The organism is Limnohabitans sp. B9-3, from assembly GCF_002778325.1.
GTDB classification, from domain to species: Bacteria; Pseudomonadota; Gammaproteobacteria; order Burkholderiales; family Burkholderiaceae_C; genus Limnohabitans; species Limnohabitans kasalickyi.
This window is the reverse complement of the sequence record NZ_NESI01000002.1, coordinates 258,303-285,301: the sequence shown is the minus strand read 5'-3', so window position 1 is coordinate 285,301 and position 26,999 is coordinate 258,303. Positions and strand designations below refer to the sequence as shown.

The following is a 26,999-nucleotide window of genomic DNA, read 5'->3' as shown; positions in this document are numbered from 1 at the left end:
ATGAACCCCAATGCATCACGGCGAAATTTTTTCAAAAGCACAGGCGCTGTATCAGCTGCTGCCATGTTCGGCGGCGTTGGCGCAGGGTTGACGGCTTGCGGCGGCGATTCCGCTTCCACCTCTGAAGATCCCTTGCTGGCCTTGACCGCCACCCAAGTGGTGACAAGCATTAAAAACGGCACGCTCAAGGCCGAAACCTACATGGCCGCCATGATCGCCCGCGCCAAAGCAGCCAGTGGTCTGAACGGCATGATTTTCTTGAACGAGAGTGAGGCATTAAAAGCCGCTAAAGCCGTTGATGCTGCTAAAACCGCTGGCACCCCATTGGGCGCTTTGGCCGGCTTGCCGGTTGTGGTCAAAGACAACATCAACACCAAAGACATGAAGACCACGGGTGGCACGTCATCGCTGCGCAATTTCCAGCCCACAAGCAACGCGCCCTCGGTGCAAAAACTGCTGGATGCTGGCGCCATCATTTTGGGCAAATCCAATTTGCACGAGTGGGCCTTTGGCATCACCACCACCAACTTCACGCTGGGCACCGACCAATCAGGCCTTGCCACACGTGCCGGCAAGAACCCCTATGACACGAGCCGAATTCCTGGTGGCTCATCAGGTGGTACAGCCATCGCGGTGGCTGCTCGCTTCGCGCCAGCAGGTCTGGGCACTGACACGGGTGGTTCCACCCGCGTACCGGCGTCGTTTTGCGGCATTGCAGGCTTTCGCCCTTCGGTGGGGGATGGTGGCACGGACCGCCGCTACCGCGATACCGCCAATGATGCGCTGCCCATCAGCACCACGCGAGACACGGTGGGCCCCATGGGTCGAACAGTCGCAGACATTGCCCTGCTCGATGCGGTCATCACGGGTGGCACTGTGCCCACAGCCAAAGCGCTCAAAGGTCTGAAAATCGGCATTCCCGCCGCCTTCTGGACGGGCCTGGACGACAGCGTGAAGCCTGTGGCTGAAGCGGCCAAGAAAAAGCTGGCCGATGCCGGTGTGGTCTTTGTGGAGGCTGATTTGTCCGGCATCATGGCGCTCAACGACGCGGTGTCTTTCCCAATTGCGCTGCACGAACCCGTCACAGCCATTCCGGCCTACTTGAATGCCAACAACGCGCCCGTTCGTACCGTTGCAGCTGTGATCGCCGGATTGGCCAGCCCCGATGTGCAAGGTGCTTTTGGTGCGATCGCGGGAGATGTGTTTGGTCCCGCCCCCGGCAATGGCGCTTATGACGCCGCCATGGTTGCCGTTACGGGTGGACGCGCACAACTGCAAAAACTTTATAAAGACTACTTTTCGGCACAAGGCGTGGAGTGCGTTTTGTTCCCCACCACCTTGCTGGCCGCACCCAAGATCGACGCCGCCAAAGGTTCCGACAAACTCAGCTACACCGTCGGTGGTGTTGAGCAAAAGGACAAAGACACCTTTGGCACCTGTATCCGCAACACCGACCCGTGCACCAACGCCGGCCTTCCTAGTCTGTCGATCCCTGCGGGCATGACAGCTGGCGGCTTGCCAGTGGGCATGGAGATTGACGGTCCCTTGGGCTCGGATGCCAATTTGCTGGCCATCGGCATGGCCATTGAAGCGGTGTGGGGTTCGGTGAAAGCGCCAGTGGTCTGATCAAGACCGGCCTTGAGCCGGTTTGAAAAAAAGAAAAGGCCAGGTGAGAAACCTCACCTGGCCTTTTTTGAAGCGCGTACTCAATCGGCCGTGAAACCCGAGGCTTTGACCACCGGTGCCCAGCGTGCGGTTTCAGTGCTGACCAATACTTGCAGGTCTTGCGGGCTGCCGCCACCAATTTCCAGCCCCATTTTGGTGAACCGATCCTTGAGCGCCGGGTTTTTCAAAGCGCGGTTCACGGCGGCATTTAAAGTGGAGATTTGCGTGGCATCCGTGCCGCCCGGTGCGAACAAGGCAAACCAGCCCACGCCCACCAGATCCCTGAAGCCCGACTCACGCAAGGTGGGCACATCGGGAAACAAAGCGTTGCGGTTCGGGCCGGAGGTGGCCAGGATGCGGCTTTTGCCCGCACGGTGCATCTCGCCTTGGTCCACCAAGGTGTCAATGCCCAAGGTCACTTGATCACCGATGAGCGCGGTCATCAATTGCGCACCACCGTTGTAGGGTACGTGGGTCATGTCGAGCCCCGTTTTCTGGCCGATCATCACGCCAAAAAAATGCGGCAAACTGCCTGGGGCGGGTGAACCAAAAGAGCCGCTTTGGGGGCTCCTTTTCACCACGGGCACCAAGTCCGCAATGCTGCGAATCGGGCTGTCGGCCTTGACCGACACCCCAAACTGGAAGTCTGCAATGTGCGCCACGGGCGCGAGGTCTTTTTCCACGTCGTAATTGAGTTTCTTGTACACCAGCGGTGTCAGCACCGGCACCACAATGGGGGCCAGCATCACCGTCGTCCCGTTCGGCGCAGCATTTTTCAAGGCTTCAGCAGCGATGCGGCCACCGGCTCCCACGCGGTTTTCAACCACCACGGGTCGGCCCAATTCGTCTTTCAGACGTTCGGCCAACAGGCGCGCGGCCAGATCGGCCGAGCCGCCAGCCCCAAAACCCACCAGCACTTTGAGCGGCAAGGGGTCGTTGGCGTGCACCAGTCCAGACACCAGGAGCAGCACGCTGCTCAACCAAAGTTTCTTGTTCATCACGGTTCCTTGAAGTTCAAAAGGTGAAAACCCAGGCGATGACTGTATGATTTTTGGTCGATCAGCAACACCCTCAAGATTGACGGGCGTCGCAGCGCCTGTGAGCTCCACAACGGGTTATCACTCTTGACGCTGCACGTTGGTTTGTTAACTTGAAGCCTTCATGAAAAGCCAAACCAACTCGCCATGTACCTGAGCACCCAACAATCTCGACGTCTGGCGGAGCTGTGTGCGGTGATGGCCTCGGATGCGACCAAGGTGCAGTTGCTTCAGAGTCTGGCGCAACCCTTGGCGCAGTTCATGCAGGCCGACCATTTGGTGTCTCGTCAGTGGGATGCGGGCCAGAAAAAATACGCCATTTGTGCGTCCTACAACGTCAAGCCTTCCAGAATTCGGGCGTATGAAGAGCACTTCCAATTTTGCGATCCCATCACGCCGCGCCTGCGCCTGTTGCGCCAACCGGCCCGGGTCAGCGATGTGTGTTCGGTGCAGGAACTCGAACAGTCCGAGTTTTACAACGACCACTTGCGCCAAGACGGGATCCATTGGGGTGTGAACGTTTACGCCTACCAAGGCGATGTGTGCCTGGGCGACTTGGTGATTTACAGGGCACGAGGGCGCGAAGACTTCAGTCGTCAGGACATGGCTTGCCTGAACATCATTGCGCCGGTGTTCACAGCGGCCTTGTCCAGGTTGGAAGCGGTGCATGCCGCCCAACCCAGATGGATGGGCCACAACGAAGCCGAACTGAGACGCTTGCTGATGGGTCGCTGCCAACTCAGCCCACGCGAAACGGATGTGGTGGTTCACTGTTTGCATGGGTTTTCAGACAAGGAAATTGCCAACTTGTTGCAGATTGGCTTCACCACTGTGCGTTATCACCTGGGCCATGCCTTTGAAAAACTCGGCGTGCAGGGTCGCACCAAGCTGGCCCGTCAGATCGGTCAACTTTTAAGCCAGGCTTAAACCCCGGGCGGGCGAGGCATGGGCGGCAGGGCGCGCTCAATCGCGGCTGCCACCCGCAGAAGATGCCGATCAGAGCCCCAGGCCCCATCCAACTCAAGCCCCACAGGCAAACCCTCTGCCGTCAAACCCACCGGTATGCTGATGCCCGGCAAGCCCGCATTGCTGCCCGGGTCGGTGTTTCGGATCAGGGTTGGGAAGGTGGGCATCTGCTGGCCCAACAACAACACCCTATCGTCCTGACCGATGCGTGGGGCGGTCATGCGGCACGTCGGGAAGGCCACGGCATCCAGTCGGTGATCTGCAAAGTGGCGGGCATAAACGGCTTGCAGTTTCTGTCGCCGTTCCTGTGCCCTTGCGTAAGCCGCCGATGTGACCCTTTCCCCTCCAATTTGCCGCGCGAAAAGCCGAGCCACATCCGGGCTGCCGATGCCAGCCAAGAGCGCATCCATCGTCATGCGGTGTTGCTTCAGATAAGCGGGAAGGCTGCGCACCATTTCGAACATGACCAAGGTCGAGCCGGTGGCGTCGTTGTGCAAGTTCAGTTCATTGATTTCCAGAGGGACACATTCCACGCCCTCCCGGATCAGCGCCTGCAAGGACCGCTCGATGACAGCCAGCACCTCGGGGTCGGCACCCTCAAAAAAATCAGCACGCGGCAACCCCAGACGCAAACCCTTGAGTGACCGATGTGGCAAGTCGCAGGCTTCATGCGCCAGGCATCCGTCCAGCCAAGCCACATCTGCCACGCTGCGCGCCATCGGCCCCACGGTGTCTTTGGTCGGCGACAAATGCAGCATGCCTTCTGCGGCATAACGCCCCGTTGTGGGGCGAAAGCCGATCACCCCACACAAAGCCGCAGGCAGGCGCACCGAGGCCCCCGTGTCGGTGCCCAGGGCGGCGGGCACCATGCGCGCGGCCACGGCCACCGCAGAACCACCGCTGCTGCCGCCCGAAATGCGCGACGGATTCCAAGGGTTGTGGCATGCGCCTGTGACGGCATTGTGGTTGGTGCCGCCCAAAGCCAACTCATGCAGATTGGTTTTACCGGCGATCAGGGCACCGGCCTGCAACAGGTCATCCACAACCGGTGCGTTGCGCTGCGGCCTGGCGGCGAGCAAGGCCCGTGTACCACCAGTGGTGGGCAAATCGGTGGTGTCGATGTTGTCCTTGATGGCCAGGGGTATCCCGGTCAAGGGCTTTGGATGTTCAGTGCGTTCCTGATCCAGGGCTTTGGCTTGCGCGGTCAATCGCTCAGGATCACGGCTGATCCAAGCATTGAGAGGGGCCATTCGCTCGGTTTGCGCAAGCAGGGCCTGGACATACTCCAAGTGCCCGAGTTGCCGCGTGCGCAGTGCTGAGACCGCTTCCATCAGGGTGAGTTCAAGGGGGTCCATAAAGAATCAATATCAAAACGCTTGACTTTATAAGGACATCGACTTTTTGAATACCCGCATGAATAACGGTAAACATCAAGTCATGAAAGAAGCCGCCAACCCTCACAGGTTGGCGGCTTCTTTGTTTACTGCGCGAAGCGTTTACTTCTTGCTAGGCGGCAAGTCCGTGCAGCTACCGTGCGCCACCTCCGCCGCCATGCCGATGCTTTCGCCCAGCGTGGGGTGGGGGTGGATGGTTTTGCCGATGTCCACGGCGTCAGCGCCCATCTCAATCGCCAGAGCGATCTCGCCAATCATGTCGCCCGCATGCGTGCCCACCATGCCGCCGCCCAAGATCTTGCCGTGGCCGTGGGCCTCGGGTGAATCGTCAAACAGCAGTTTGGTCACGCCTTCGTCGCGGCCGTTGGCAATGGCGCGGCCAGAAGCCGACCAAGGGAACAAGCCCTTTTTGACCTTGATGCCTTGCGCTTTGGCTTGATCTTCGGTCAAGCCCACCCATGCCACTTCGGGGTCGGTGTAAGCCACGCTTGGGATGACGCGTGCGTTGAACGCAGCGGCAGCCAGCTCTTTGTTGCCTTGCAGTTCGCCCGCAATCACTTCAGCAGCCACGTGTGCTTCGTGCACCGCCTTGTGCGCCAACATGGGTTGGCCCACGATGTCGCCGATGGCAAAGATGTGCGGCACGTTGGTGCGCATTTGAATGTCGACGTTGATGAAGCCACGGTCGGTCACCGCCACGCCGGCTTTTTCAGCGGCGAGTTTTTTGCCGTTGGGCGTGCGGCCCACGGCTTGCAACACGAGGTCGTACACCTGCGGCGCGGGGGCGGTGCCGCCCTCTTCTGCCGGTGCAAACGTGACTTCAATGCCTTCGGGCAAGGCGCGTGCTGACACGGTCTTGGTCTTGAGCATGATGTTGTCAAAGCGCTTGGCGTTCATCTTTTGCCAAACCTTGACCAAGTCGCGGTCAGCGCCTTGCATGAGGCCGTCCATCATTTCCACCACGTCCAGGCGTGCGCCCAGCGTGCTGTAAACGGTGCCCATTTCCAGGCCGATGATGCCGCCGCCCAAAATGAGCATGCGCTTGGGCACTTCTTTGAGTTCCAAAGCACCTGTGCTGTCCACCACGCGGGGGTCATTCGGCATGAAAGGCAAGCGCACAGCTTGCGAGCCGGCAGCGATGATGGCCTTCTTGAAGGCGATCACTTTTTTGCTGCCGTTTTGTTCTTGTGCAGTGCCGGTGGTCTCGGACACTTCGAGGTGGTTGGCGCCGACGAACTGGCCCAAGCCGCGCACGGTGGTGACCTTGCGCATCTTGGCCATGGCCGCCAAGCCGCCTGTGAGTTTGCCAATGACTTTTTCTTTGTGGCCGCGCAGCTTGTCGATGTTGACCACGGATGCACCAAAGTTCACGCCCAGGTCGGCCATGTGCGCTACTTCGTCCATCACCGCTGCGACGTGCAGCAGGGCTTTGGAGGGAATGCAACCTACGTTCAAACACACGCCGCCCAAGGTGGCGTAACGTTCAACGATGACGACGCTTAAGCCCAAGTCAGCCGCGCGGAACGCTGCTGAGTAACCGCCAGGGCCACCACCCAACACGAGCACATCGCACTCGATGTCGGCAGAGCCACCGAAGGATGAGGCTGTTGGTGCGGGCGCTGTTGGTGCGGGCGCTGATGAAACAGGCGCAGCTGCAGCGGGTGCTGCTGCGGCTGGAGCCGCTGCGGGTGCAGGATCTGTAGCTGAAGCAGCTGGTGCAGCTGGTGCAGCAGGAGCAGAAGCCGCACCCTGTGCATCCAACACCAACACAACAGAGCCTTGTTTGACCTTGTCGCCCAGCTTGATCTTCAACTCTTTCACCACACCCGCGTGTGACGACGGAATTTCCATCGACGCTTTGTCGGACTCCACCGTGATGAGCGATTGCTCGGCCTTGACGGTGTCGCCGGGTTTGACCAACAACTCGATCACGGTGACTTCGTCGAAGTCGCCAATGTCTGGAACTTGGATATCAATCATTGCCATATCCAATCCTTAGAGCAACACGCGACGGAAGTCGCTGAGGATTTGACCGAGGAACGCGTTGAAGCGTGCCGCTGCGGCGCCGTCGATGACGCGGTGGTCCCACGTTAAGCTCAGAGGCAACATCAGGCGGGGCTGGAATGCCTTGCCGTCCCAGACGGGTTCCATGGTGCTCTTGCACACACCGAGGATGGCCACTTCGGGGGCGTTGATGATGGGTGTGAAGTACTTGCCACCAATGCCGCCGAGGCTGGAGATGGTGAAGGTAGCGCCCGTCATTTCGGCGGGGCCGAGTTTGCCGTCGCGGGCTTTTTTGGCCAGCTCGCCCATTTCCTGGCTGATCTGTAAGACGCCTTTTTTGTCGCAATCGCGGATGACTGGGACCATCAAACCATTGGGCGTGTCAGCGGCAAAGCCGATGTGCCAGTAGTTTTTGTAGACGATGGCATCGCCATCCAGCGAGCTGTTGAACTCTGGGTATTTCTTGAGCGCGGCCACACAAGCCTTGATCAAGAACGCCAGCATCGTGACCTTGACGCCGCTCTTCTCGTTCTCTTTGTTGGTGGAGACGCGGAAAGCTTCGAGGTCGGTGATGTCGGCGTCGTCGTGGTTGGTGACGGCTGGAATCAGAACAGCGTTGCGGAGCAAGTTGGCACCGCTGATCTTCTTGATGCGGCCCATTTCTTTGCGCTCGATGGGGCCGAACTTGGCGAAGTCGACCTTGGGCCAAGGGATCAGACCCAAGGCCGCACCGTCACCACCCGAAGCTGCAGGGGCTTTGGCCGCTTGCGCTTTGGTTTGGGCAGCACCCGACATGACAGCTTTGGTGAAGGCTTGCACGTCGTCTTGGCTGATGCGCCCTTTGGGGCCATTGCCTTTGACTTCATCCAACGGCACGCCGAGTTCGCGGGCGAACTTGCGAACAGAGGGCGATGCGTGTGGCAAACCTAAGGTGGACGCACCGGGCGCATGCGCAGGTGTTCCCACAGCAGCGACGGCTGAAGCAACAGCAGTTGATGCAGCGACGACAGCAGGTGCTGCAATCACAGCGGCAACCGCAGAAGCGGCAACAGCCACAGGTGCTGCAGCGGCAGACACCGTACCTTCCAAAATGGCCAACAAGTCACCAATGTTGACGGTGTCGCCCACTTTGACTTTGAGATCTTTGAGAACACCCGCATGTGACGATGGAATTTCCATCGCCGCTTTGTCCGATTCCACCGTGATCAACGATTGTTCGACCTTGATGGTGTCGCCAGCCTTGACCATGACTTCAATCACGACCACGTCTTTGAAGTCGCCGATGTCTGGCACGCGAATTTCAATGGGGCCAGATGCGGCGCCAGCTGGTGCAGCCGCCACAGGTGCTGGCGCAGCAGCGGCAGCAACGGGCGCGGCTACAGCAGGCGCGGCAGTCGCAGGCACTGCAGCGGCACCCGCAGCTTCCACCACCAACACCACCGAGCCTTGCTTGACCTTGTCACCCAAGTTCACGCGCAGTTCTTTCACCACACCCGCTGTGCTCGATGGAATTTCCATCGAGGCTTTGTCTGATTCAACGGTGATCAGGGACTGGTCCGCTTTCACGGTGTCGCCCACTTTGACCATCAACTCAATGACGGTCACTTCATCGAAATCCCCGATGTCCGGGACTTGTACTTCTAGCAATGCCATGTTGTGTCTCCCAGATTAAGCGTACAGCGGGTTGATCTTGTCGACTTTGATGCCGTACTTTTTGATGGCTTCCGCCACTTGTGCCACGGGCACGGTGCCTTCTTCGCTGAGGGCCTTGAGGGCTGCCACCACGATGTAGTGGCGGTTGACTTCAAAGTGCTCACGCAGCTTGCTGCGGAAGTCTGAACGACCGAAACCGTCGGTGCCCAACACTTTGTAGGTGCGGCCTTTAGGAATGAACGAACGAATCTGCTCGGCATACGCCTTCATGTAGTCGGTGGAAGCCACCACGGGGCCGACGTATGGGTCCAACTGGGCCGACACGAAAGGCACTTTGGGTGTTTCCGTGGGATGCAACAAGTTGTAACGCTCAGCGTCTTGGCCGTCGCGTGTGAGTTCGTTGAAACTTGGGCAGCTCCACACGTTGGCAGCCACGCCCCAATCGGCAGCGAGCAAGTCGCGTGCAGCGATGGACTCCCGCAAGATGGTGCCCGAACCCAACAAGTTCACGCGGGGTGCCGTCTTCTTGCCCTCGCCCTGTTGCAGCAAGTACATGCCTTTGATGATCTGCTCTTCGGTGCCTGCTTTGAGGCCAGGCATCGCGTAGTTTTCGTTCAACAAGGTGATGTAGTAGAAAACGTTTTCTTGCTTCTCGACCATGCGCTTCAAACCGTGGTGCAGGATGACGCCGACTTCGTGGGCGAAGGTGGGGTCATACGACACGCAGTTAGGGATGGTGTTGGCCATGATGTGGCTGTGGCCGTCTTCGTGCTGCAAGCCTTCGCCGTTCAAAGTGGTACGGCCTGATGTGCCGCCCAACAAGAAGCCGCGTGCTTGCATGTCGCCCGCCGCCCATGCCAAGTCGCCAATGCGTTGGAAGCCGAACATCGAGTAGTACACGTAGAACGGCACCATGATGCGGTTGCTGGTGGAGTAGCTCGTTGCAGCTGCAATCCAGCTCGACATACCGCCGGCTTCATTGATGCCTTCTTGCAAAATTTGACCGGCTTTGTCTTCCTTGTAATACATCACTTGGTCTTTATCGACCGGTGTGTATTGCTGACCTGCAGGGTTGTAAATACCGATTTGACGGAACAAACCTTCCATACCAAAGGTACGGGCTTCGTCCACCAAAATGGGCACCACGCGTGGGCCTAAGGCTTGGTCACGCAAGAGCTGCGTGAGGAAGCGCACATAAGCTTGAGTCGTGGAGATTTCACGGCCTTCGGCGGTGGGCTCCATCACCGATTTGAAAATGTCCAACGACGGTACAGTGAAGCTTTCTTCAGCTTTCGTGCGGCGGTGTGGCAAGTAACCGCCCAAGGCCTTACGGCGCTCGTGCAAGTACCTCATCTCAGGGGTGTCGTCTGCGGGCTTGTAGAACGGCACATTGGCCAACTCGCTGTCAGGCACGGGAATGTTGAAGCGGTCACGCATGTAGCGGATGTCGTCGTCCGTGAGCTTCTTGGTTTGGTGAACGTTGTTCTTGCCTTCACCCGCTTTGCCCATGCCAAAACCTTTGACGGTTTTGATCAGCAACACCGTGGGTTGGTCTTTGTGCTTCACGGCAGCGTCGTAGGCGGCGTAGACCTTTTGTGGGTCGTGGCCGCCGCGCTTCAAGTTCCAAATTTCGTCATCGCTCATGTGGGCGACCATCTCGAGTGTGCGTGGATCGCGACCGAAGAAATGCTTGCGCACGTAGGCACCGTCGTTGGCTTTGAACGCTTGGAAGTCGCCGTCCAAGGTTTCCATCATGATCTTGCGCAAGGCGCCGTCTTTGTCGCGGGCCAACAACTTGTCCCACTCGCTGCCCCACAAGAGCTTGATGACGTTCCAGCCGGAGCCACGGAATTCGCCCTCTAACTCTTGCACGATCTTGCCGTTGCCGCGCACTGGGCCGTCCAAGCGCTGCAAGTTGCAGTTCACCACGAAGATCAAGTTGTCGAGGTTTTCACGCGCAGCCAGACCAATGGCGCCCAAGGATTCGACTTCGTCCATCTCACCATCGCCGCAGAACACCCAGACTTTGCGGTTTTCGGTGTTGGCAATGCCGCGTGCGTGCAAGTACTTCAAGAAGCGCGCTTGGTAAATGGCCATCAAGGGACCAAGACCCATAGACACGGTGGGGAACTGCCAGAACTCAGGCATGAGTTTGGGGTGTGGGTAGCTGGACAAGCCTTTGCCATCCACTTCTTGACGGAAGTTGAGCAACTGCTCTTCGGTCAAGCGGCCTTCCAGGTAAGCGCGGGCGTACACACCAGGTGATACGTGACCCTGGATGTACAGGCAATCACCACCGTGGTTTTCGTTTTCAGCGTGCCAGAAGTGGTTAAAGCCTGCACCAAACATGTGGGCCAACGAGGCGAAGGAGCCAATGTGGCCGCCCAAGTCGCCGCCATCAGCGGGGTTGTGGCGGTTGGCTTTGACCACCATCGCCATCGCGTTCCAGCGCATGTAGGCGCGCAGGCGCTCTTCAATTTCGATGTTGCCGGGGCAATGCGCCTCTTGATCGGGTTCGATCGTGTTCACGTAGCCGGTGTTGGCAGAGAACGGCATGTCGATGCTGCTCTCGCGCGCGTGTTCGAGCAATTGCTCCAACAGGTAATGGGCGCGCTCGGGACCCTCGGCATTGATGACGGCGGTGAGCGCGTCCATCCATTCACGGGTTTCTTGGCTGTCTGCATCGTTTGTGGCGAATGTGCGCAGATCTGTCGGTTGTGCTGACATGCTTGTCTCCTATATGTGGGCACGAGTTTTTTTGGCTTTTGACTCCAGTGATAAGTTTCTCACATTTTCAATCTAATTTCAAATAGCAGTTCGTGATTTCTTATTATGAAATTTTGATAGGGTTTCTACTGAAATCACAAAAGCTGCCCGACCTAAACTACAGCCCCATGTCTTTGCCCTCTTACTTTCAAGTTTTCAAGCCCTTAGCCAAGCGCTGGAGCGCATGGTGGCGTCAACAAACGCCGACGCGCCAAGACCGATTTGCCTTCATGGCTCCTTTGGCAGCGGTGGTGTTGTTCTTGGCTGCTATCTCTACAGCCTTTTGGTATTTGAAGTTTGAAGAAATCGACCGTGAACAAGAGACGGTTCGCCGCGATGTGGAGTACGCGCAACAACGCTTGCGCTTACGCTTGCTGGACAAACAAGAACAGCTCTTGCGCATGGCGCGCGATCTGGCGAACCGCGAAACCAACGTGGCTGAATTTCCGATCGAAGCCCAAGGGCTGCTGAGTCAAAACCCAGAAATCACCAGCTTGTCTTGGTTAGACGGTCGCAGCCGTGTGCGTGCGAGCTACGCCAGCGTCGGCGCGGCTGTGGTGCATTGGCAAGGTGAGACCCTCAGCAATAACGTGACCAAAGCTACCTCAGAACTGAGCCGCGGCTTGCTGCAACCGGTCTACTCGCAACCCATCACCTACAACCAAGCCAATTCTCAGAGCGTGACCCAGCTCGAACTGCAAGTCCCTATCGTCAACCGCGGTAAGTTTGAGGGCGTGATCTTGGCAGAGTACAGCCTAGACGGACTGCTGCGTTTTGGCGTGCCCGCCGACATCAGAAACAAATACGCGGTGTCTTTGCGCGATGCGGACAACAACGTATTGGCGGGTCAAGCCAACAAATCCCGACCTCGCGTGACAGAGGTGCTGCCGTGGTTACTCAAAACCAACGAATACGAGGTACCCATCACACCGGTCGGCTATTCCCTCTCGCTGCACGCGCAGGCCTACAGGACGTCACCAGGCCTGATTGGCAATGGTGTGTTCTGGTTGGTCACTGTACTTAGCGCCATGACAGCTTGGATGTTGATTGGCACTTGGCGACACACCCGGCGCCGCGTGCAAGCCCAGCAAGCGCTGGTGGCTGAAACCAACTTCCGCCGCGCCATGGAGAACTCCATCCTCACCGGCATGCGGGCCATGGACATGACAGGCCGCATCACCTATGTGAACACCGCCTTTTGCCAAATGACGGGCTGGCGCGAAGAGGATCTGGTGGGCTGCGAGGCACCTTTCCCCTACTGGCCTGATGATGACATCGACAACCTGCAAGAAAAGCTCAACCAAGAGTTGCAGGGCGAAACCACGGCCAGTGGTTTTCAAGTGCGCGTCAAACGCAAGGATGGCCTCGTGTTTGATGCACGTTTGTATGTGTCGCCGTTGATCGATGCGCTGGGTCAGCAAACGGGTTGGATGACCTCGATGACCGACATCACCGAGCCCAACCGCATCCGAGAACAACTCTCGGCTGCACAGGACCGCTTCACGACGGTGCTGGAGGGCTTGGACGCCTCCGTGTCGGTGGCGCCCTTGGGCAGCAAAGAACTGCTCTTTGCCAACAAGCTGTATCGCCAATGGTTTGCACCCAACACGGTGGGCCACCTGAATTTGGTGGCCGAAGCAGGCCTGTTGCGACAAATGCAGCTGCAAGCCGCGTCTGATGCGTCCAACGATGACGCCTTAGACCAAGACGATGGGCTGGCTGGTTTCCCCACCGATGGTCTGAGCGAAGTGCGCAGCGAAAACGCCGAAATCTTTGTGCCTGAATTGGGCAAATGGCTGGAGGTGCGCTCGCGCTACCTCAACTGGGTGGACGGGCGTTTGGCCCAAATGGTGATTGCCACCGACATCACCCCGCGCCGCAACGCCGAAGAGCAGTGGCAAGTGCAAGCCGAACGGGCCCAAGCCGCCAGCCGTTTGATCACCATGGGCGAAATGGCCTCCAGCGTCGCCCATGAGTTGAACCAACCGCTCACCGCCATCAACAACTATTGCAGCGGCATGGTCTCGCGTATTCAAAACAAGAGCCTGAGCGAAGAAGATTTGCTCAAAGCCTTAGAAAAAACGGCCCACCAAGCGCAGCGTGCCGGACAAATCATTCAGCGCATTCGCAGCTTTGTGAAGCGCAGCGAACCCAACCGAACCTTGTCGGACATCGCCACCATGGTCGACGAGGCCGTCGAATTGGCCGGCATCGAGTTGCGTCGGCGACAGGTACGCCTCACCCAAGTGATGGCAGATCACCTGCCGCAGGTCAACGTGGACCCCATCTTGATCGAGCAAGTGCTGATTAATTTGATGAAGAACGCCGCCGAATCGATTGACTTTGCAGAGCGTCCCTCACAGGAACGCGCCGTAGAACTCAAAGTGCTGCCACGCCTTGAAGAAGGCCAGTCTGTCATTGAATTCACCGTCACCGACACAGGCCGTGGCGTGCCCCCTGAAGTCATGGAACGGGTGTTCGAAGCGTTCTATTCCACCAAGCCAGAGGGCATGGGGATTGGCTTGAATTTGTGCCGCAGCATCGTCGAGTCGCACCAAGGCAGGCTCAAAGCTGAGAACCTCTACAATTCTGAAGTGATAACGGGCTGCCGCTTTTCCTTCTGGATACCAGTCCGTTAAACCGCCAAGGTTGGAGTTATTGATGAGTTTGATCCCTAAAAAAGGCACGGTCTACGTTGTTGATGATGACGAGGCAGTACGCGATTCGTTGCAATGGTTGCTCGAAGGTAAAGACTACCGTGTGCGCTGCTTTGATTCTGCTGAAAGCTTCCTCAGCCGTTACGACGCCCGTGAAGTCGCTTGCTTGATCGTAGACATCCGCATGGGTGGCATGACCGGCTTGGCGCTGCAAGACAAATTGGTCGAACGCAAATCGCCCTTGCCCATCGTATTCATCACCGGTCATGGCGACGTACCCATGGCCGTGGACACCATGAAAAAAGGTGCGATGGACTTCATCCAAAAGCCGTTTGACGAAGCCGCTTTGGTGAGTTTGGTCGAACGCATGCTGGCTCAGGCCAACGAGTCATTTGCCGAATCGCAACAAGCCGCCAGCCGCGACGCCTTGATGGCCAAGCTCACAGGTCGCGAAGCCCAAGTGCTGGAACGCATCGTGGCGGGTCGCTTGAACAAGCAAATTGCCGACGACCTGGGCATCAGCATCAAAACTGTGGAAGCGCACCGCGCCAACATCATGGAAAAGCTCAACGCCAACACCGTGGCCGATTTGCTCAAAACAGCGCTCGGACAAAACACAGCCAAGGCTTAACCGTCCCTAGGCTTTGCAGAGCCCTTGCTGCGACAATGACCCCTCAACGCCCGTGCCAGACGGGCGTTTTCAATTCCTCCCCCACCTCACAGACACCATGACCGCACAACGCATTGACGGCAACGCCCTCTCCCAACAACTCCGCGCCCAAGTCGCCATCGACACCGCTGCGCTCAAAGCCCAAGGCCTGACGCCCGGCTTGGCCGTGGTGTTGGTGGGCGACAACCCAGCCAGCCAGGTTTACGTGCGCAACAAGGTCAAAGCCTGCGAAGACGCTGGCTTGCACTCGGTGCTCGAAAAATACGAGGCCACCATGAGCGAGGCCGATTTGCTGGCCCGCGTGGAAGCGCTCAACAACGACCCAGCCATTCACGGCATCTTGGTGCAACTGCCTTTGCCTGCGCACATCGACGCAACAAAAGTGATCGAAGCCATCAGCCCCACCAAAGATGTGGACGGTTTTCACATCGCCAGCGCCGGTGCACTGATGACTGGCATGCCCGGTTTCTGGCCTTGCACGCCTTACGGCTGCATGAAGATGTTGGAGAGCATCGGGTACGACCTAAAAGGCAAACATGCCGTGGTGATTGGCCGCAGCAACATCGTGGGCAAGCCCATGGCCCTGATGCTTTTGCAAAAAGACGCCACCGTGACCGTGGCGCACTCGCGCACCCAAAACCTCAAGGCCCTCACCTTGCAAGCCGACGTGATCGTGGCCGCCGTGGGCAAGCGCAATGTGCTGACCGCAGACATGGTCAAGCCCGGTGCCGTGGTGCTCGACGTGGGCATGAACCGCAACGAGGAAGGCAAGCTCTGCGGCGACGTGGACTTTGACGGCGTGAAAGAAGTCGCCAGCTACATCACACCCGTGCCCGGTGGCGTGGGGCCGATGACCATTACCATGTTGTTGGTCAACACCTTGGAATCGGCACAACGTGCCTTATCTGAGAAGCAACACGCTTAACGAGTTACAGACGATGACACTTCACACTGCTCCCACCAACCCACTTCTCGACTTCGGCGACCACCCGCTGTTTGACGCCATCAAGCCCGAGCACATCGCGCCCGCGCTCGATCAACTGTTGCCCGCTGCAGATGCGGCATTAGGGCAAGTGACGGCTGCTGACTTTCCGCCCGAGTGGAAAGCCATCGCTGCCGTGCTGGATGTGGCCACCGAAAAACTCAGCCGCGCTTGGGGTGCGGTGAGCCATTTGCATTCTGTGGCCGACACGCCCGAGCTGCGCGCGGCGTACACCGAAGCGCTGCCGCGTGTGACCGAGTTCTACACCCGCCTTGGGGCCGACGAGCGCTTGTACGCCAAGTACAAAGCCATTCCTTTGGCCAGTTTGAACGCCGAGCAGCGCCAAGCCCACACCAACGCCATGCGCAACTTTGTGCTCTCGGGCGCTGAACTGGAAGGTGCCGCCAAAGAACGCTTTGCGCAAATTCAAGAGCGCATGGCCGACGTGGGCCAAAAGTTCAGCGAGAACGTGCTGGATGCCACCGACCAATGGTCCTTGCTGGTTACGGCTGACGAATTGGCGGGCGTGCCCGACGACGTGCAACAAGCCACCCGCGCTGCCGCCGAGGCAGACGCCGCGCAACAGAGCGCCCAACCAGCCACCGATGGAACGGCCAACCTCAGCCCCGCTGCGCCGATGCACAAGCTCAGCCTCAAAATGCCGTGCTATTTGCCCATCATGCAGTTTGCCCACAGCTCGGCACTGCGTGAAAAGCTGTACCGTGCCTACGCCACACGCGCCTCGGACCAATCTGAAGCGGTGCAAGCGGGTAAAACTGAGCAAGACAACACGCCCTGGGTGAAAGAAATCTTGGCCCTGCGCCAAGAAGAAGCGCAGCTCTTGGGCTACGCCAACTACGCCGAGGTGTCGCTGGCCACCAAGATGGCCCAGTCGCCCGCCGAGGTGATGGCCTTCTTGCGTGACCTCGCCAAACGTGCCCGCCCCTATGCCGAAAAAGACGTGGCCGAGATGCGCGCCTTTGCCGCCGAACACTTGAACTTGCAAGACCCACAACCATGGGACTGGCCGTACATCGGCGAGAAACTCAAAGAGGCGCGCTATGCATTCAGCGAGCAAGAGGTCAAGCCGTACTTCACCGCACCCAAAGTGTTGGCCGGTTTGTTCAAAATTGTGGAAACCCTGTTTGAGGTGAGCATTCGCAGAGACAGCGCGCCCGTGTGGCACCCTGCCGTGGAGTTCTATCGCATTGAACGCCACACAGAAGCAACACGCACAAAGAATTTGCCACCGGAGTTGGTGGGTCAGTTCTATCTCGACCCCGGTGCGCGCGCTGGCAAACGCGGCGGCGCATGGATGGACGATGTGCGGGCCCGCTGGTTGCGTCCCGACACGGGCATTTTGCAAACCCCCGTGGCGCAACTCGTGTGCAACTTCGCAGAGGGCGTAGGCGGCAAGCCACCGCTGCTCACCCACGACGACGTGATCACCCTCTTCCACGAATGTGGCCACGGCCTGCACCACATGCTCACACAAGTGAACGAGCGCGATGTGTCGGGCATCAGCGGCGTGGAATGGGATGCGGTTGAGCTGCCCAGCCAGTTCATGGAAAATTTCTGTTGGGAGTGGTCTGTGCTGCGCCATATGACGGCGCATGTGGACACCGGCGAGCCCTTGCCACGCGCCTTGTTCGACAAAATGCTGGCCGCCAAAAACTTCCAATGCGGCTTGCAAACCCTGCGCCAAATCGAGTTCTCACTCGTGGACATGCAGCTGCACACCGATGGCGAGAAAGCCCAAGACTTCATGCAGGTACTGCGCGACGTGCGCGCCGAAGTGGCCGTGCTGCAAAGCCCTGCATGGGGCCGCACACTGCACACCTTCAGCCACATCTTTGCAGGCGGCTATGCCGCCGGCTACTACAGCTACAAGTGGGCTGAGGTGCTGAGTGCCGATGCCTACGCCGCGTTTGAAGAAACTGCAGGCGCAGACGGCGAGCCCAGCCTAGAGACAGGCCGCCGCTACCGCCAAGAAATTTTGGAAGCTGGTGGCAGCCGCCCTGCGATGGCATCGTTCAAAGCGTTCCGAGGCCGTGAGCCTAAGCTAGACGCGCTGCTGCGACACCAAGGTATGGCCTAAGCACCATGCAAGCTGCCGAGCTGTCAGCCCTGCTGATGTTGCTGACGGCAACCAGCTTCACGCCGGGGCCCAACACCACACTGTCCACCGCACTGGCGGCCAACCGAGGGTTGCGCCATGCGTTGCCGTTTGTGGTGTCGGTGCCCGTCGGTTGGGGCTTGATACTCAGCTTGTCTGCCGCAGGTGTGGGCGCGTTGATCGAAGCGCAGCCCGCATTGCGAAGCGGCATCCAAGTCGTGGGCGTGGCTTATTTGCTGTGGCTGGCGTTCAAATTGGCGCGGGCAGCGGCACCCTCCAGCGCCCAAGTTGAACGGCTAGACGTCACCTTTCTCCAAGGCGTGATGCTGCAGTTCGTGAACATCAAAGCGTGGATGCTGGCCTTGACCCTCGTCTCCGGCTGGCTGGCTGGTCGCCCAGACTTCTGGCCGCGATTGGGCCTGCTCTTGCCCGCCATGGTCGCCTTTGGATTTGCAAGCAACCTAACTTACGCCCTCATCGGCTCGCTGTTGCGGGCTTGGCTCAACGGCCCCAAAGATACCGGTCTGCGCCGACGCTGGTTCAACCGTGGCATGGCCGCGATCTTGGTGCTGACTGCCACTTGGATGGCGAAGTTTTAAACCGTGCTCACCAAGGAATGGCTTCGCCTTTGTAGTCCACAAAATGCGCGGCAGCTTGTGCCGGCAAATCATCCAAAGTACTCAACAAACCTGCCACCGATTGCGCAGGCGTGAGGCAGTCTTTGGCAGGCACAAACGGGGCTGACAAGTTAGACGCCACCGTGCCAGGCTGCATAGCCGCGACCACGAGTTGGGGGCGTTTGCGAGCCGCTTCAATCGCGGCCGTTTGCAGCACCATATTCAGAGCAGCTTTGGCGGCGCGGTAGCCATACCAACCTCCCTTGTGGTTGTCGCTGATGCTGCCCACACGCGCTGAGAGCTTGGCGTAAATGCTCCGCTGCTCGGTGGCCAACAAGGGCACAAAGTGTTTGACCAGCAACGCGGGGCCGATGGTGTTGACTTCAAATGCTCGGGCCAGCTGTATGGCGTTGAGTGCGCCTAAATGCTTTTCTGGACCCTGCCCGTCGATCACGAGCGCGCCCGTGGCGTCGATGATGAGGTGAAACGGCCCTTGCGCTTGAGCCACGAGAGCCGCCGCTGCAGCGGCCATGCTGGCTTCGTCTTCCAAGCGAAACGCGGGTTGCGAGCTGCGCGACAAGCCCACCACGTGCGAGCAAGCTGCATCAGCGCGCAAGGCCTCCACAAAAGCGCTGCCCAGTGCGCCTGTGGCACCCAGCACCAAGGCGCGGTAAGAAGTGCCTAGGCTGTTCAAAACGTCAGCGTCTTCACGCCGGTCGAAGTGCCCAACAAACACACCTGCGCTTTTTGGTGCGCAAACACACCCACAGTCACCACACCCGGCCATTGGCTGACGTCAGTTTCAAACTTTAGGGGGTCGCTGATTTTCAGGCCTGTCACATCGACAATGTGTTGGCCGTTGTCGGTCACCAGCGGCTGGCCGTCTTTCAAACGTACCTTGGCGCTGCCGCCCATCGCGGCGAACTGGCGCATCACGCGTGCAGTGGCCATGGGGATGACTTCCACGGGCAAGGGGAAAGCACCCAGCGTATCGACCAGCTTGCTTTCATCCGCAATGCAGACAAACATCTTGGATTGCGCAGCCACAATTTTTTCGCGGGTCAACGCCGCGCCGCCGCCTTTGACCATGTGGCCTTGGTGATCGATTTCGTCGGCGCCGTCGATGTAGACCGACAGGCTTTCCACGTCGGCCGCTTCAAACACGGGGATGCCCAAGGCTTGCAAGCGTTCGGTGGAGGCCACCGAGCTCGACACCGCGCCTTTGATTTGGTCTTTCATCGTCGCCAGCGCGTCTATGAATTTGTTCACCGTGGAGCCCGTGCCCACACCCACCACCTCGCCTTGCAGCACGTACTGCAAGGCGGCTTGGCCCACCAAAGTTTTCAATTCATCTTGTGTCAGGGGGGCAACGTTTTGTGGGGTGCTCATGGGCGAAAATCCAAGGGTTCTATCAAAGCTTGAGATTATCCATGTCGTTGTTGCCTTATTCACTTGCCCGTCCTTTTCTGTTCGCCATGGATGCAGAGACCGCCCATGAGCACACGCTGGCCATGCTGGCCCGCACACAAAACACACCGCTGGCTTGGGCCTACTGCCAAACCCGTGTGCAAGACCCCGTGCAGTTGGCAGGCTTGACCTTTCCCAACCGTGTGGGCTTGGCCGCAGGCTTGGACAAAAACGCGCACTGCATCGACGGCTTGGCCGCCATGGGGTTTGGCTTTGTCGAAGTGGGCACGGTCACGCCCAAGGGCCAGCCGGGCAACCCCAAGCCGCGCATGTTTCGTTTGCCCGAAGCCAATGCGCTGATCAACCGCCTAGGTTTTAACAACGATGGTTTGGATGCGTTCTTGGCCAACGTGAAGCTGGCGAAGTTCCGCACGAATTCAGCCAAGCAAGGCGGCTCGCCCATGCTCTTGGGCCTGAACATCGGCAAGAACGCCGCCACACCCATCGAGAACGCCGCGGACGACTACCTGATTTGCCTAGACGGCGTGTACCCACACGCCGACTACGTGACGGTGAATATCTCCAGCCCCAACACCAAGAACCTGCGCGAGTTGCAAAGCGACGAAGCACTAGACGCGCTGATTGGCACGCTCGCCAAACGCCGTGCTGAGTTGGCTAAAAAGCACAACAAGCAAGTACCGGTATTCATCAAAATTGCACCTGATTTGGACAGCGACCAAATCGCGGTGATTGCGGCCACCTTGAAGCGTCATTGCGTGAGTGATGGCTCGCATTCATCCGGTGAAGGTAAGCAAGCTGAGCCTTCATGGGGCGTGATCGCCACCAACACCACCATCGCCCGCGATGCGGTCAAAGGCATGGCGCACGGTGAAGAAACCGGTGGTCTCTCAGGCGCGCCTGTGTTCGAGAAAAGCAACGAAGTCATTCGCCAGCTCCGTGCGGCGATGGGCCCGAACTTCCCCATCATCGGCGTGGGCGGCATTTTGAGCGGCGACGATGCCGTGGCCAAAATCAAAGCGGGTGCGGATGTGGTGCAGATTTACACCGGCTTGATTTACAAAGGCCCCGCGTTGGTGAAAGAAGCTGCGCTGGCCATTCGCGATCATGGCTAAAACGCAAAGATAAACGGAGCTTAGGCGTTAGGCGTTAGGCGTTAGGCGTTAGGCGTTAGGCGTTAGGCGTTAGGCAAAAATGGTGCGGTAGCCCTCAAAGCGCTTGGACCAATAGCCGTTGCTCAGTCGCTCGGTTTTCACACCGGTGCGCTCATTGGCAGCGTGCACAAATTTGCCCGAGCCGATGTAAATGCCCACATGCGAAAACGCGCTGCCTAGCGTGTTGAAAAACACCAAATCACCCGGGTGGGCTTCATGGGCTTCTAACGGTTTGCTGGCACTGGCCATCTGCGCCGCACTCCCTTTGAGCGAAATACCCGCTGATTCTTTGTAAACAAACGTCACCAAGCCCGAACAATCAAACCCCGTGTGCAGTTTTTTGCCGCCGTAGGTGTAGCCGCGGTCGAGCATGGCAATGGCTTGCATCACGATGTCTTGGCGCTTGGCAGGGTTATTGGGATAGGTTTGCGGGGTCGGTGCGGTAATCGACGCCTGACGCGGTGCCGTCGAACACCCAAACACCCAAGGCGTGAAACACAACGCCAAAAAATGGCGCTTCGTCATTGCATGCCTGGGGACAAGCATGGCGACGTGTATGCCTTTGGAGGTGCTTGTAGTCACAGACATGTCAGCACCAACATCCGCTTTTATTGCAACGCCTGCCGCACAGCCTCGCCAATGGCGAGCGAGCTGGTCAAGCCCGGCGACTCAATGCCAAACAAATTCACCAAACCCTTCACGCCATGCACCGCAGGGCCTTGGATGCAAAAGTCGGCCGATGCCTCTTGCGGGCCAGAAATCTTGGGGCGAATGCCGGCATAGCCCGCTTGCAAAGCGCCGTCGGCTAGGGCCGGCCAATATTTGCGCACCTCGTTGTAGAACAGTTGCTCGTGCTCGGGCGACACCACCAAGTCGTCGGGGCTGTCGACCCACTGCACATCGGGGCCAAATTTGGCTTGACCGCCCAGGTCTAAAGTCAAATGCACGCCCAAACCTGCGGCTTCAGGCACGGGGTAAATCAAGCGCGAAAACGGTGATTTACCTGAGAGCGTGAAATAGTTTCCCTTGGCAAAGTAAGCCTGCGGCACATGCTGCGCGGCCAAGCCCTGAAACTTGCGCGCCAGCCAAGGTGCGGTCAAACCCGCCGCGTTGACCACCGTTTGCGCCATCAATTCCGAGCCATCGGCCATACACAACACGATCCCTTCAGGCGTGCAGACGGCGTCAGTCACCGCTGAATTGAACGCAACGATGCCCCCTGCATTTTCAAAGTCACCCTGCAAACTGAGCATCAAACCGTGGCTGTCCACAATACCGGTGCTGGGTGAATGCAAAGCCGCCACACACGACAAGGCGGGCTCCATGGCTTGTGCCGAAGCAGCGTCGATTTGCACCAAGTCGGTCACGCCGTTGGCATGGGCTTTTTGAAGAATGCTCTGAAGAGCCGTCACTTGGTGATCGTTGGTCGCCACGATCAACTTGCCACAACGCTGGTGTCCAATGCCACGCTCCGCCGCATAGGCATAGAGCATTTGGCGCCCTTTGACACATAACTGGGCCTTGAGCGAACCTTGCGGGTAGTAAATACCAGCGTGGATGACCTCACTGTTGCGCGAACTTGTGCCAGTGCCAATCGCGTCTGCCGCCTCGAGGACCAACCAATCGCGGGCGTTGTCGGGCGCAGCCTGCGTCAGCGCGCGCGCCACCGCCAATCCGACCACCCCTGCGCCAATCACGACACCATCCACTTTGTCCAAAACAGCACTCCTTGTTCAACAGGCTTGTATTAGAACCAAAAAAAACGGCACCCGAAGGTGCCGTCTCAAGGTCTTGGAAAACCTGAAAGGGTCAGCGTTGGATCAACGCTTTTTAGCAGTTGTTTTGCCAGCGTTCAAAGCGGTAGCGGTCATGGTTTTCAGGTTAGCGTCAGCAACATCCGTTGCTTGTTTCACCGCTTTTTGCACAGTTTCTAAGGCATTGTTGCCGGCAGAAACGGCCGTTTTGAAGGCAGCCACAGCGGCTTCAGAACCGGCAGGTGCATTTTTGGTGGCGTTGTCGATCATGGCGTGGAAAGCTTTTTGAGCTTCAGCCACTTTGCCTTCAACGTGGCCTTGAAACTCAGCGCTGGAACCAGTCGCGATTTCGACCAAATGACGGTTGTAAGCGGCTGCTTTTTCGGCCAAAGGCTGGAACAGGCTGGCTTGCAAAGCCACCAACTCTTGGGCGTCTTTCACGCTCAAAGCAGCTTGGGTTTGTTGCTGCGAGTCAGCCAAAGCAGATTTGGCAGCCGCCAAGTTCAACTCGATGAGTTGCTCTACACCAGAGAAAGCCTTGGTGGTCAAGCCCATCAGTGTTTCCAAATTGGCTTTGTTGGCAGCGATGATTTGTTCAGGGGTCATGTTCATGTTGAATCTCCAAAATTAATAAAAATGAAAACTGCGCAGAACTTACCCACCTGGGCTGCTTTTTGTTGCAGTGCAGCATTGATTGAATTCTAAAGACAATGTCAGCCTTGACAAGCAATGGCCTGCGCTGAAACCGGTGTTTAGAGCCGGCAGACTAAATCTGGACGCGGACTGGTCACTCCCGCCCATGCGCCCAATGCTGCGTCCATTGTTTTTTGTAAATTTGCGCCAATTCGGTAGATTTGAGAATCAAGGTGTTTTCGGCATTTCGCATTTCTGCCGAATTTGTGAAGTTAAAGCTGCCGGTAATCACCACCGCCCCATCAATCACCATCACTTTGTTATGCGCAATGGCGTGCTTGCCATCTTCACGCACCGCCACGTGGCCCGCCGCTAAAACGTCCGCCACACCGCGGTTGGATTTGCCAGTTTTCATGTCCAACAGCACTTGAACGGCGACCCCACGCTGCTGCGCCCGCACCAAGGCTTGCGCAATGCCCTGGTGCGTGAAGCCGTAGGCTTGCACCAGCACTTCGCGCTCACTGGCGTCGATGGCTTTGACGATGGCGGCAGCCGCACCGGCCGGTGGACTGAAATACACCCCCAATACCTCGGCGGTGGGAAGAGAGGACTTGGAAAAATCAGGCGCTTTGTCAACCGACGCGCAGCCCGCGCTGAGCGCAAACGCGTACACGGCCAACATCACGCGAACAAATCTCAGGTGCTCCATGCGTGAATGTTATCTGCTCGATGACTGATTAATTAATTTAATCAATTTATCAACAAATTCAAAGATAAATCACCAAATCATGCGCCCCTGTGACATGCGAAAAAGCAAGCCCGTAGTAAAGTGGTTGCGCTTTGAAATCTGCCCCACATCCCCTCTCTCTCGCCCTATCGCCCGCCACCCGACGAGCGATTTTTCTGTTGTCTTTGGCCACGTTTTCGAGCATGGCGGTGCAGCGCATTTGCGACCCCATGCTGCCGGAGCTGTCGCGTGAGTTCAATGCGCCTATTGGCGAAGTGGCCCAAGTTATTTCTGTGTTTGCCATCGTCTATGGCTTGATGCAATTGTTTTATGGCCCCGTCGGCGACCGTTTTGGCAAGTACCGCGTGGTGCTGCTGGCCACCTTGGTCTGCACCGTGGGCTGCGCGTTGTCCGTGGCAAGCGGTGATTTGCAATTTTTAGTGGCGGCGCGGGTGGTCACCGCGGTCGCCGCAGCGGCCATCATTCCGCTGACCATGGCGTGGGTGGGCGACATGGTGCATTACGAAATGCGGCAAGAAACCTTGGCCCGTGTGGGCTTGGGCACCATGCTGGGCATCACGGCGGGCCAACTGTTTGGCGGCTTGCTGACCGATACCTTAGGCTGGCGTTGGGCGTTTGCGCTGATGGCGGCTTTTTTCTGTGTTGTCACTTGGCTGCTGTGGCGCCACAGCGCACACCTTGACCACACGCCCCCTGCTGACCATGCCCCCGCTGGATTTTTCAAACAACTGGCCCAAGTGGCGCGCAACCCGTGGGCCCGCACTTTATTGGGGACCGCGGTCCTCGAAGGTGCCACCGTGTTTGGCTTGTTGGCCGTGACGGCGTCGCACTTGCACCACACGCATGGCATTTCTTTGACCTTGTCAGGCGCCACCACAGCACTCTTTGGATTGGGTGGCTTGACCTACATGGCCACCGCCAAGTCGACGATTCGCCGCTTTGGCGAAGTCGGGCTGGCCCGCTACGGCGGCTTGGCTTTAGGCTTGGCATTTGGGGGGATCGCGCTCACGCCTTGGTGGCCTTTGGCTATTCCGGCATGCTTTGTGGCGGGCTTTGGTTTCGCCATGCTTCACAACACCTTGCAAGCCAAGGCCACACAGATGGTGCCCACGGCGCGCGCCACCGGCGTGACCCTGTTTGCAGGCTCCTTGTTTTTGGGGCAATCCCTCGGCGTATTGGCTTTGGCCGCGTTGATGGACCACTTTTCATCGAGCGCTGTGATGGCCTGCGATGCGGTCGCCGTGGTGGCTCTGGGCTTGTTTTTTTCGCAGGCCACCGCCCGGCGCAACGCGACTGAAGCGGACCGCGCTTAAACTTTTCTCATTTCACCGTTTTTCTCTCGCATGACCGACACGCTCACCCCCCAAGCCCTCGAACAAATTGCCCAACAACTGGAGCAGCACCCCGACTACCGCGTGTTGCGCCGCTTGGTGCCACGTCACACGATGAACCAGGCACAACCGGGCCAGCGCTTGTGCAAAGGCGTGGTGCTCGACACCGAAACCACAGGCCTTGATTCCAATAACGACCGTGTGATCGAGCTGGGCATGCTGGTGTTCGAGTTCGATCCAGAAACCGGTGTGGTCTACCAAGTGCTGAACGTGTTTGACGAGTTGGAAGACCCCGGCTTTGCCATTCCCCCCGCCACCATCGCGGTGCACCACATCACCGACGACATGGTGCAAGGCAAACGCATTGACGACGCCCAAGTGGCCGCGCTGATGAAAGACGTGCAAGTGGTGATTGCCCACAACGCCAAATTTGACCGCCCGTTTGTGGAAGCGCGCTGGCCCCTGTTTCAGAAGCTGAACTGGGCCTGCAGCATCAACGACATCAACTGGCGCGATGAAGGGTTTGGGTCGGCCAAACTGGAGTATTTGGTGGGCACCCAAGGCTATTTTTACGAGGCCCATCGCGCCGAAGCCGACTGCTGGGCTTTGCTGGAGTTACTCAACCGCGTACTGCCGCAAAGCCAACAAACCGCCATGCTGGCCTTGCTCGAAACGCTCAATAAGCCGCAAGAAAAAATCTACGCGATCAACTCACCGTTTGAAACCAAAGACATGCTCAAAACACGGGGCTACCGCTGGTCCGCCGAGTTACGCTGCTGGAGCCGCGTAGTGGCTGGCCCAAAAGAACGGCAGCAAGAGTTGGATTGGCTGAAAAGCCGGGTTTATGGCCAACGCAGCGCGCGGGTTGAAATTGAGACCCAAGGCGGCCAAGTGCGCTACTCCAACCGCGAAGGTCACAAAGAGATGGTCACGCTTTAATAGCTGACCAACTGCCAAGGCACTTGGCAAGTGGGCACTTGGGGGTAATAGGCCTGAGCCGTGCTGCAAAAGTACGCCACACGCGGTGCTGCAGGCAGAGGCTGGGGGGCAATCAGAACTTGCTGTTGAACCGCATAGCTGGGGGTGCTGGCAGCATAAATAGCGCCGCCTAACAAGGCCGCCCCCACAGCGGGGCCCACCCAATTGCCGCTCCAACCACCACGATGGCCGTGACCGCCGTGTCGATAAGCAAAACCGCCACCCTGGTGAACGCCGCCTTGGTGAGCACCGAACTGCTGACCACCATTGAAGCGGTTCACATGCCCACCTGCGCCATGCCAACCTGCGCCATGCCAGCCACCGTGACCACGACCATCCGCCATCGCGGGAACAGCGCACACACCTGCTAAAACACAGACCAAGAGTTGGACAACACGTTTCATGGGGAACTCACTTTGCAAAAGTTGCGATCAAAGACCTTGCGGTCA

Annotated in this window: 22 protein-coding genes; 10 read left to right on the top strand and 12 right to left on the bottom strand. The window is 58.3% G+C overall.

All coding sequences use genetic code 11. The annotated features are described in order from the left end of the window. The gene (iaaH, locus tag B9Z42_RS04215; RefSeq protein WP_143474031.1) at positions 1-1,626 is read left to right on the top strand and encodes an indoleacetamide hydrolase; all 1,626 of its coding nucleotides are present in this window, start codon (positions 1-3) and stop codon (positions 1,624-1,626) included. Between the two features lie 80 nt (positions 1,627-1,706). On the opposite strand, the gene B9Z42_RS04210 is transcribed toward iaaH (B9Z42_RS04215), so the two are convergent. After that, positions 1,707-2,663, bottom strand: coding sequence for a Bug family tripartite tricarboxylate transporter substrate binding protein (locus B9Z42_RS04210; RefSeq protein WP_100132090.1), 957 nt, complete (start codon positions 2,661-2,663; stop codon positions 1,707-1,709). 186 nt (positions 2,664-2,849) lie between these two features. On the opposite strand from B9Z42_RS04210, the gene B9Z42_RS04205 reads away from it, so the two are divergent. After that, a complete protein-coding gene (locus B9Z42_RS04205) occupies positions 2,850-3,629 on the top strand; it encodes a helix-turn-helix transcriptional regulator (RefSeq protein WP_100132089.1) in 780 nt (259 codons plus the stop codon). On the opposite strand, the gene iaaH (B9Z42_RS04200) is transcribed toward B9Z42_RS04205, so the two are convergent. The 4 genes from iaaH (B9Z42_RS04200) to aceE all read right to left on the bottom strand — a co-directional run bounded on the left by iaaH (B9Z42_RS04200) (position 3,626) and on the right by aceE (position 11,446). Beyond that, complete coding sequence (gene iaaH / locus B9Z42_RS04200; protein WP_100132088.1) at positions 3,626-5,023, bottom strand: indoleacetamide hydrolase; 1,398 nt, start codon at positions 5,021-5,023, stop codon at positions 3,626-3,628. The genes B9Z42_RS04205 and iaaH (B9Z42_RS04200) overlap by 4 nt on opposite strands. A 141-nt stretch (positions 5,024-5,164) precedes the next feature. Next, positions 5,165-7,048 (bottom strand): dihydrolipoyl dehydrogenase, encoded by a 1,884-nt coding sequence (lpdA, locus tag B9Z42_RS04195; protein WP_100132087.1) that lies wholly within the window; start codon positions 7,046-7,048, stop codon positions 5,165-5,167. A 9-nt stretch (positions 7,049-7,057) separates the two neighbouring features. Further along, complete coding sequence (gene aceF / locus B9Z42_RS04190) at positions 7,058-8,719, bottom strand: dihydrolipoyllysine-residue acetyltransferase (protein WP_100132086.1); 1,662 nt, start codon at positions 8,717-8,719, stop codon at positions 7,058-7,060. A gap of 15 nt (positions 8,720-8,734) precedes the next feature. Further along, entirely contained in the window at positions 8,735-11,446 is a 2,712-nt protein-coding gene (gene aceE / locus B9Z42_RS04185) for a pyruvate dehydrogenase (acetyl-transferring), homodimeric type (RefSeq protein ID WP_100132085.1), read from the bottom strand. A gap of 167 nt (positions 11,447-11,613) precedes the next feature. On the opposite strand from aceE, the gene B9Z42_RS04180 reads away from it, so the two are divergent. The 5 genes from B9Z42_RS04180 (at position 11,614) to B9Z42_RS04160 (ending at position 18,509) form a co-directional block, all read left to right on the top strand. Beyond that, positions 11,614-14,124 (top strand): PAS domain S-box protein, encoded by a 2,511-nt coding sequence (locus tag B9Z42_RS04180; protein WP_100132284.1) that lies wholly within the window; start codon positions 11,614-11,616, stop codon positions 14,122-14,124. A gap of 22 nt (positions 14,125-14,146) precedes the next feature. Beyond that, complete coding sequence (locus B9Z42_RS04175; protein WP_100132283.1) at positions 14,147-14,773, top strand: response regulator transcription factor; 627 nt, start codon at positions 14,147-14,149, stop codon at positions 14,771-14,773. Between the two features lie 97 nt (positions 14,774-14,870). Further along, positions 14,871-15,737 (top strand): bifunctional methylenetetrahydrofolate dehydrogenase/methenyltetrahydrofolate cyclohydrolase FolD, encoded by an 867-nt coding sequence (gene folD / locus B9Z42_RS04170; RefSeq protein WP_100132084.1) that lies wholly within the window; start codon positions 14,871-14,873, stop codon positions 15,735-15,737. Positions 15,738-15,750: 13 nt separating this feature from the next. Beyond that, on the top strand, positions 15,751-17,892 hold the full coding sequence (locus B9Z42_RS04165) for a M3 family metallopeptidase (RefSeq protein WP_100132083.1): 2,142 nt from the start codon (positions 15,751-15,753) through the stop codon (positions 17,890-17,892). Positions 17,893-17,897: 5 nt separating this feature from the next. After that, the gene (locus tag B9Z42_RS04160) at positions 17,898-18,509 is read left to right on the top strand and encodes a LysE family translocator (RefSeq protein WP_100132082.1); all 612 of its coding nucleotides are present in this window, start codon (positions 17,898-17,900) and stop codon (positions 18,507-18,509) included. A 7-nt stretch (positions 18,510-18,516) separates the two neighbouring features. Here B9Z42_RS04160 and B9Z42_RS04155 read toward each other — a convergent pair whose 3' ends face one another. Both B9Z42_RS04155 and rpiA read right to left on the bottom strand, forming a co-directional pair. Beyond that, positions 18,517-19,263, bottom strand: a complete 747-nt coding sequence (locus tag B9Z42_RS04155) for an SDR family NAD(P)-dependent oxidoreductase (protein ID WP_233203518.1) — start codon at positions 19,261-19,263, stop codon at positions 18,517-18,519. Further along, a complete protein-coding gene (gene rpiA, locus B9Z42_RS04150) occupies positions 19,218-19,916 on the bottom strand; it encodes a ribose-5-phosphate isomerase RpiA (protein ID WP_100132080.1) in 699 nt (232 codons plus the stop codon). Before rpiA ends, B9Z42_RS04155 begins: the two co-directional genes overlap by 46 nt. A 41-nt stretch (positions 19,917-19,957) precedes the next feature. Between rpiA and B9Z42_RS04145 the strand changes: the two genes are divergently transcribed. Continuing rightward, positions 19,958-21,067 (top strand): quinone-dependent dihydroorotate dehydrogenase, encoded by a 1,110-nt coding sequence (locus B9Z42_RS04145; protein ID WP_100132079.1) that lies wholly within the window; start codon positions 19,958-19,960, stop codon positions 21,065-21,067. Between the two features lie 69 nt (positions 21,068-21,136). On the opposite strand, the gene B9Z42_RS04140 is transcribed toward B9Z42_RS04145, so the two are convergent. The 4 genes from B9Z42_RS04140 to B9Z42_RS04125 all read right to left on the bottom strand — a co-directional run bounded on the left by B9Z42_RS04140 (position 21,137) and on the right by B9Z42_RS04125 (position 24,202). Beyond that, positions 21,137-21,694: a C40 family peptidase gene (locus tag B9Z42_RS04140; RefSeq protein WP_100132078.1), complete on the bottom strand. Its 558-nt coding sequence runs from the start codon at positions 21,692-21,694 to the stop codon at positions 21,137-21,139. A gap of 20 nt (positions 21,695-21,714) precedes the next feature. Continuing rightward, a complete protein-coding gene (locus tag B9Z42_RS04135; protein ID WP_100132077.1) occupies positions 21,715-22,824 on the bottom strand; it encodes an NAD(P)/FAD-dependent oxidoreductase in 1,110 nt (369 codons plus the stop codon). 102 nt (positions 22,825-22,926) lie between these two features. Then, the gene (gene phaP, locus B9Z42_RS04130; protein WP_100132076.1) at positions 22,927-23,472 is read right to left on the bottom strand and encodes a TIGR01841 family phasin; all 546 of its coding nucleotides are present in this window, start codon (positions 23,470-23,472) and stop codon (positions 22,927-22,929) included. 175 nt (positions 23,473-23,647) lie between these two features. Beyond that, complete coding sequence (locus tag B9Z42_RS04125; protein WP_100132075.1) at positions 23,648-24,202, bottom strand: phospholipase D family protein; 555 nt, start codon at positions 24,200-24,202, stop codon at positions 23,648-23,650. A gap of 131 nt (positions 24,203-24,333) precedes the next feature. Here B9Z42_RS04125 and B9Z42_RS04120 point away from each other — a divergent pair, with 131 nt between their 5' ends. Continuing rightward, the gene (locus tag B9Z42_RS04120; protein ID WP_233203517.1) at positions 24,334-25,554 is read left to right on the top strand and encodes an MFS transporter; all 1,221 of its coding nucleotides are present in this window, start codon (positions 24,334-24,336) and stop codon (positions 25,552-25,554) included. 30 nt (positions 25,555-25,584) lie between these two features. Continuing rightward, entirely contained in the window at positions 25,585-26,511 is a 927-nt protein-coding gene (locus B9Z42_RS04115; protein WP_100132074.1) for a 3'-5' exonuclease, read from the top strand. On the opposite strand, the gene B9Z42_RS04110 is transcribed toward B9Z42_RS04115, so the two are convergent. Further along, positions 26,508-26,954 carry a hypothetical protein gene (locus tag B9Z42_RS04110; RefSeq protein ID WP_143474030.1) on the bottom strand — a complete coding sequence of 149 codons (447 nt, stop codon included), beginning with the start codon at positions 26,952-26,954 and terminating at the stop codon, positions 26,508-26,510. The genes B9Z42_RS04115 and B9Z42_RS04110 overlap by 4 nt on opposite strands. Positions 26,955-26,999 lie beyond the last annotated feature (45 nt).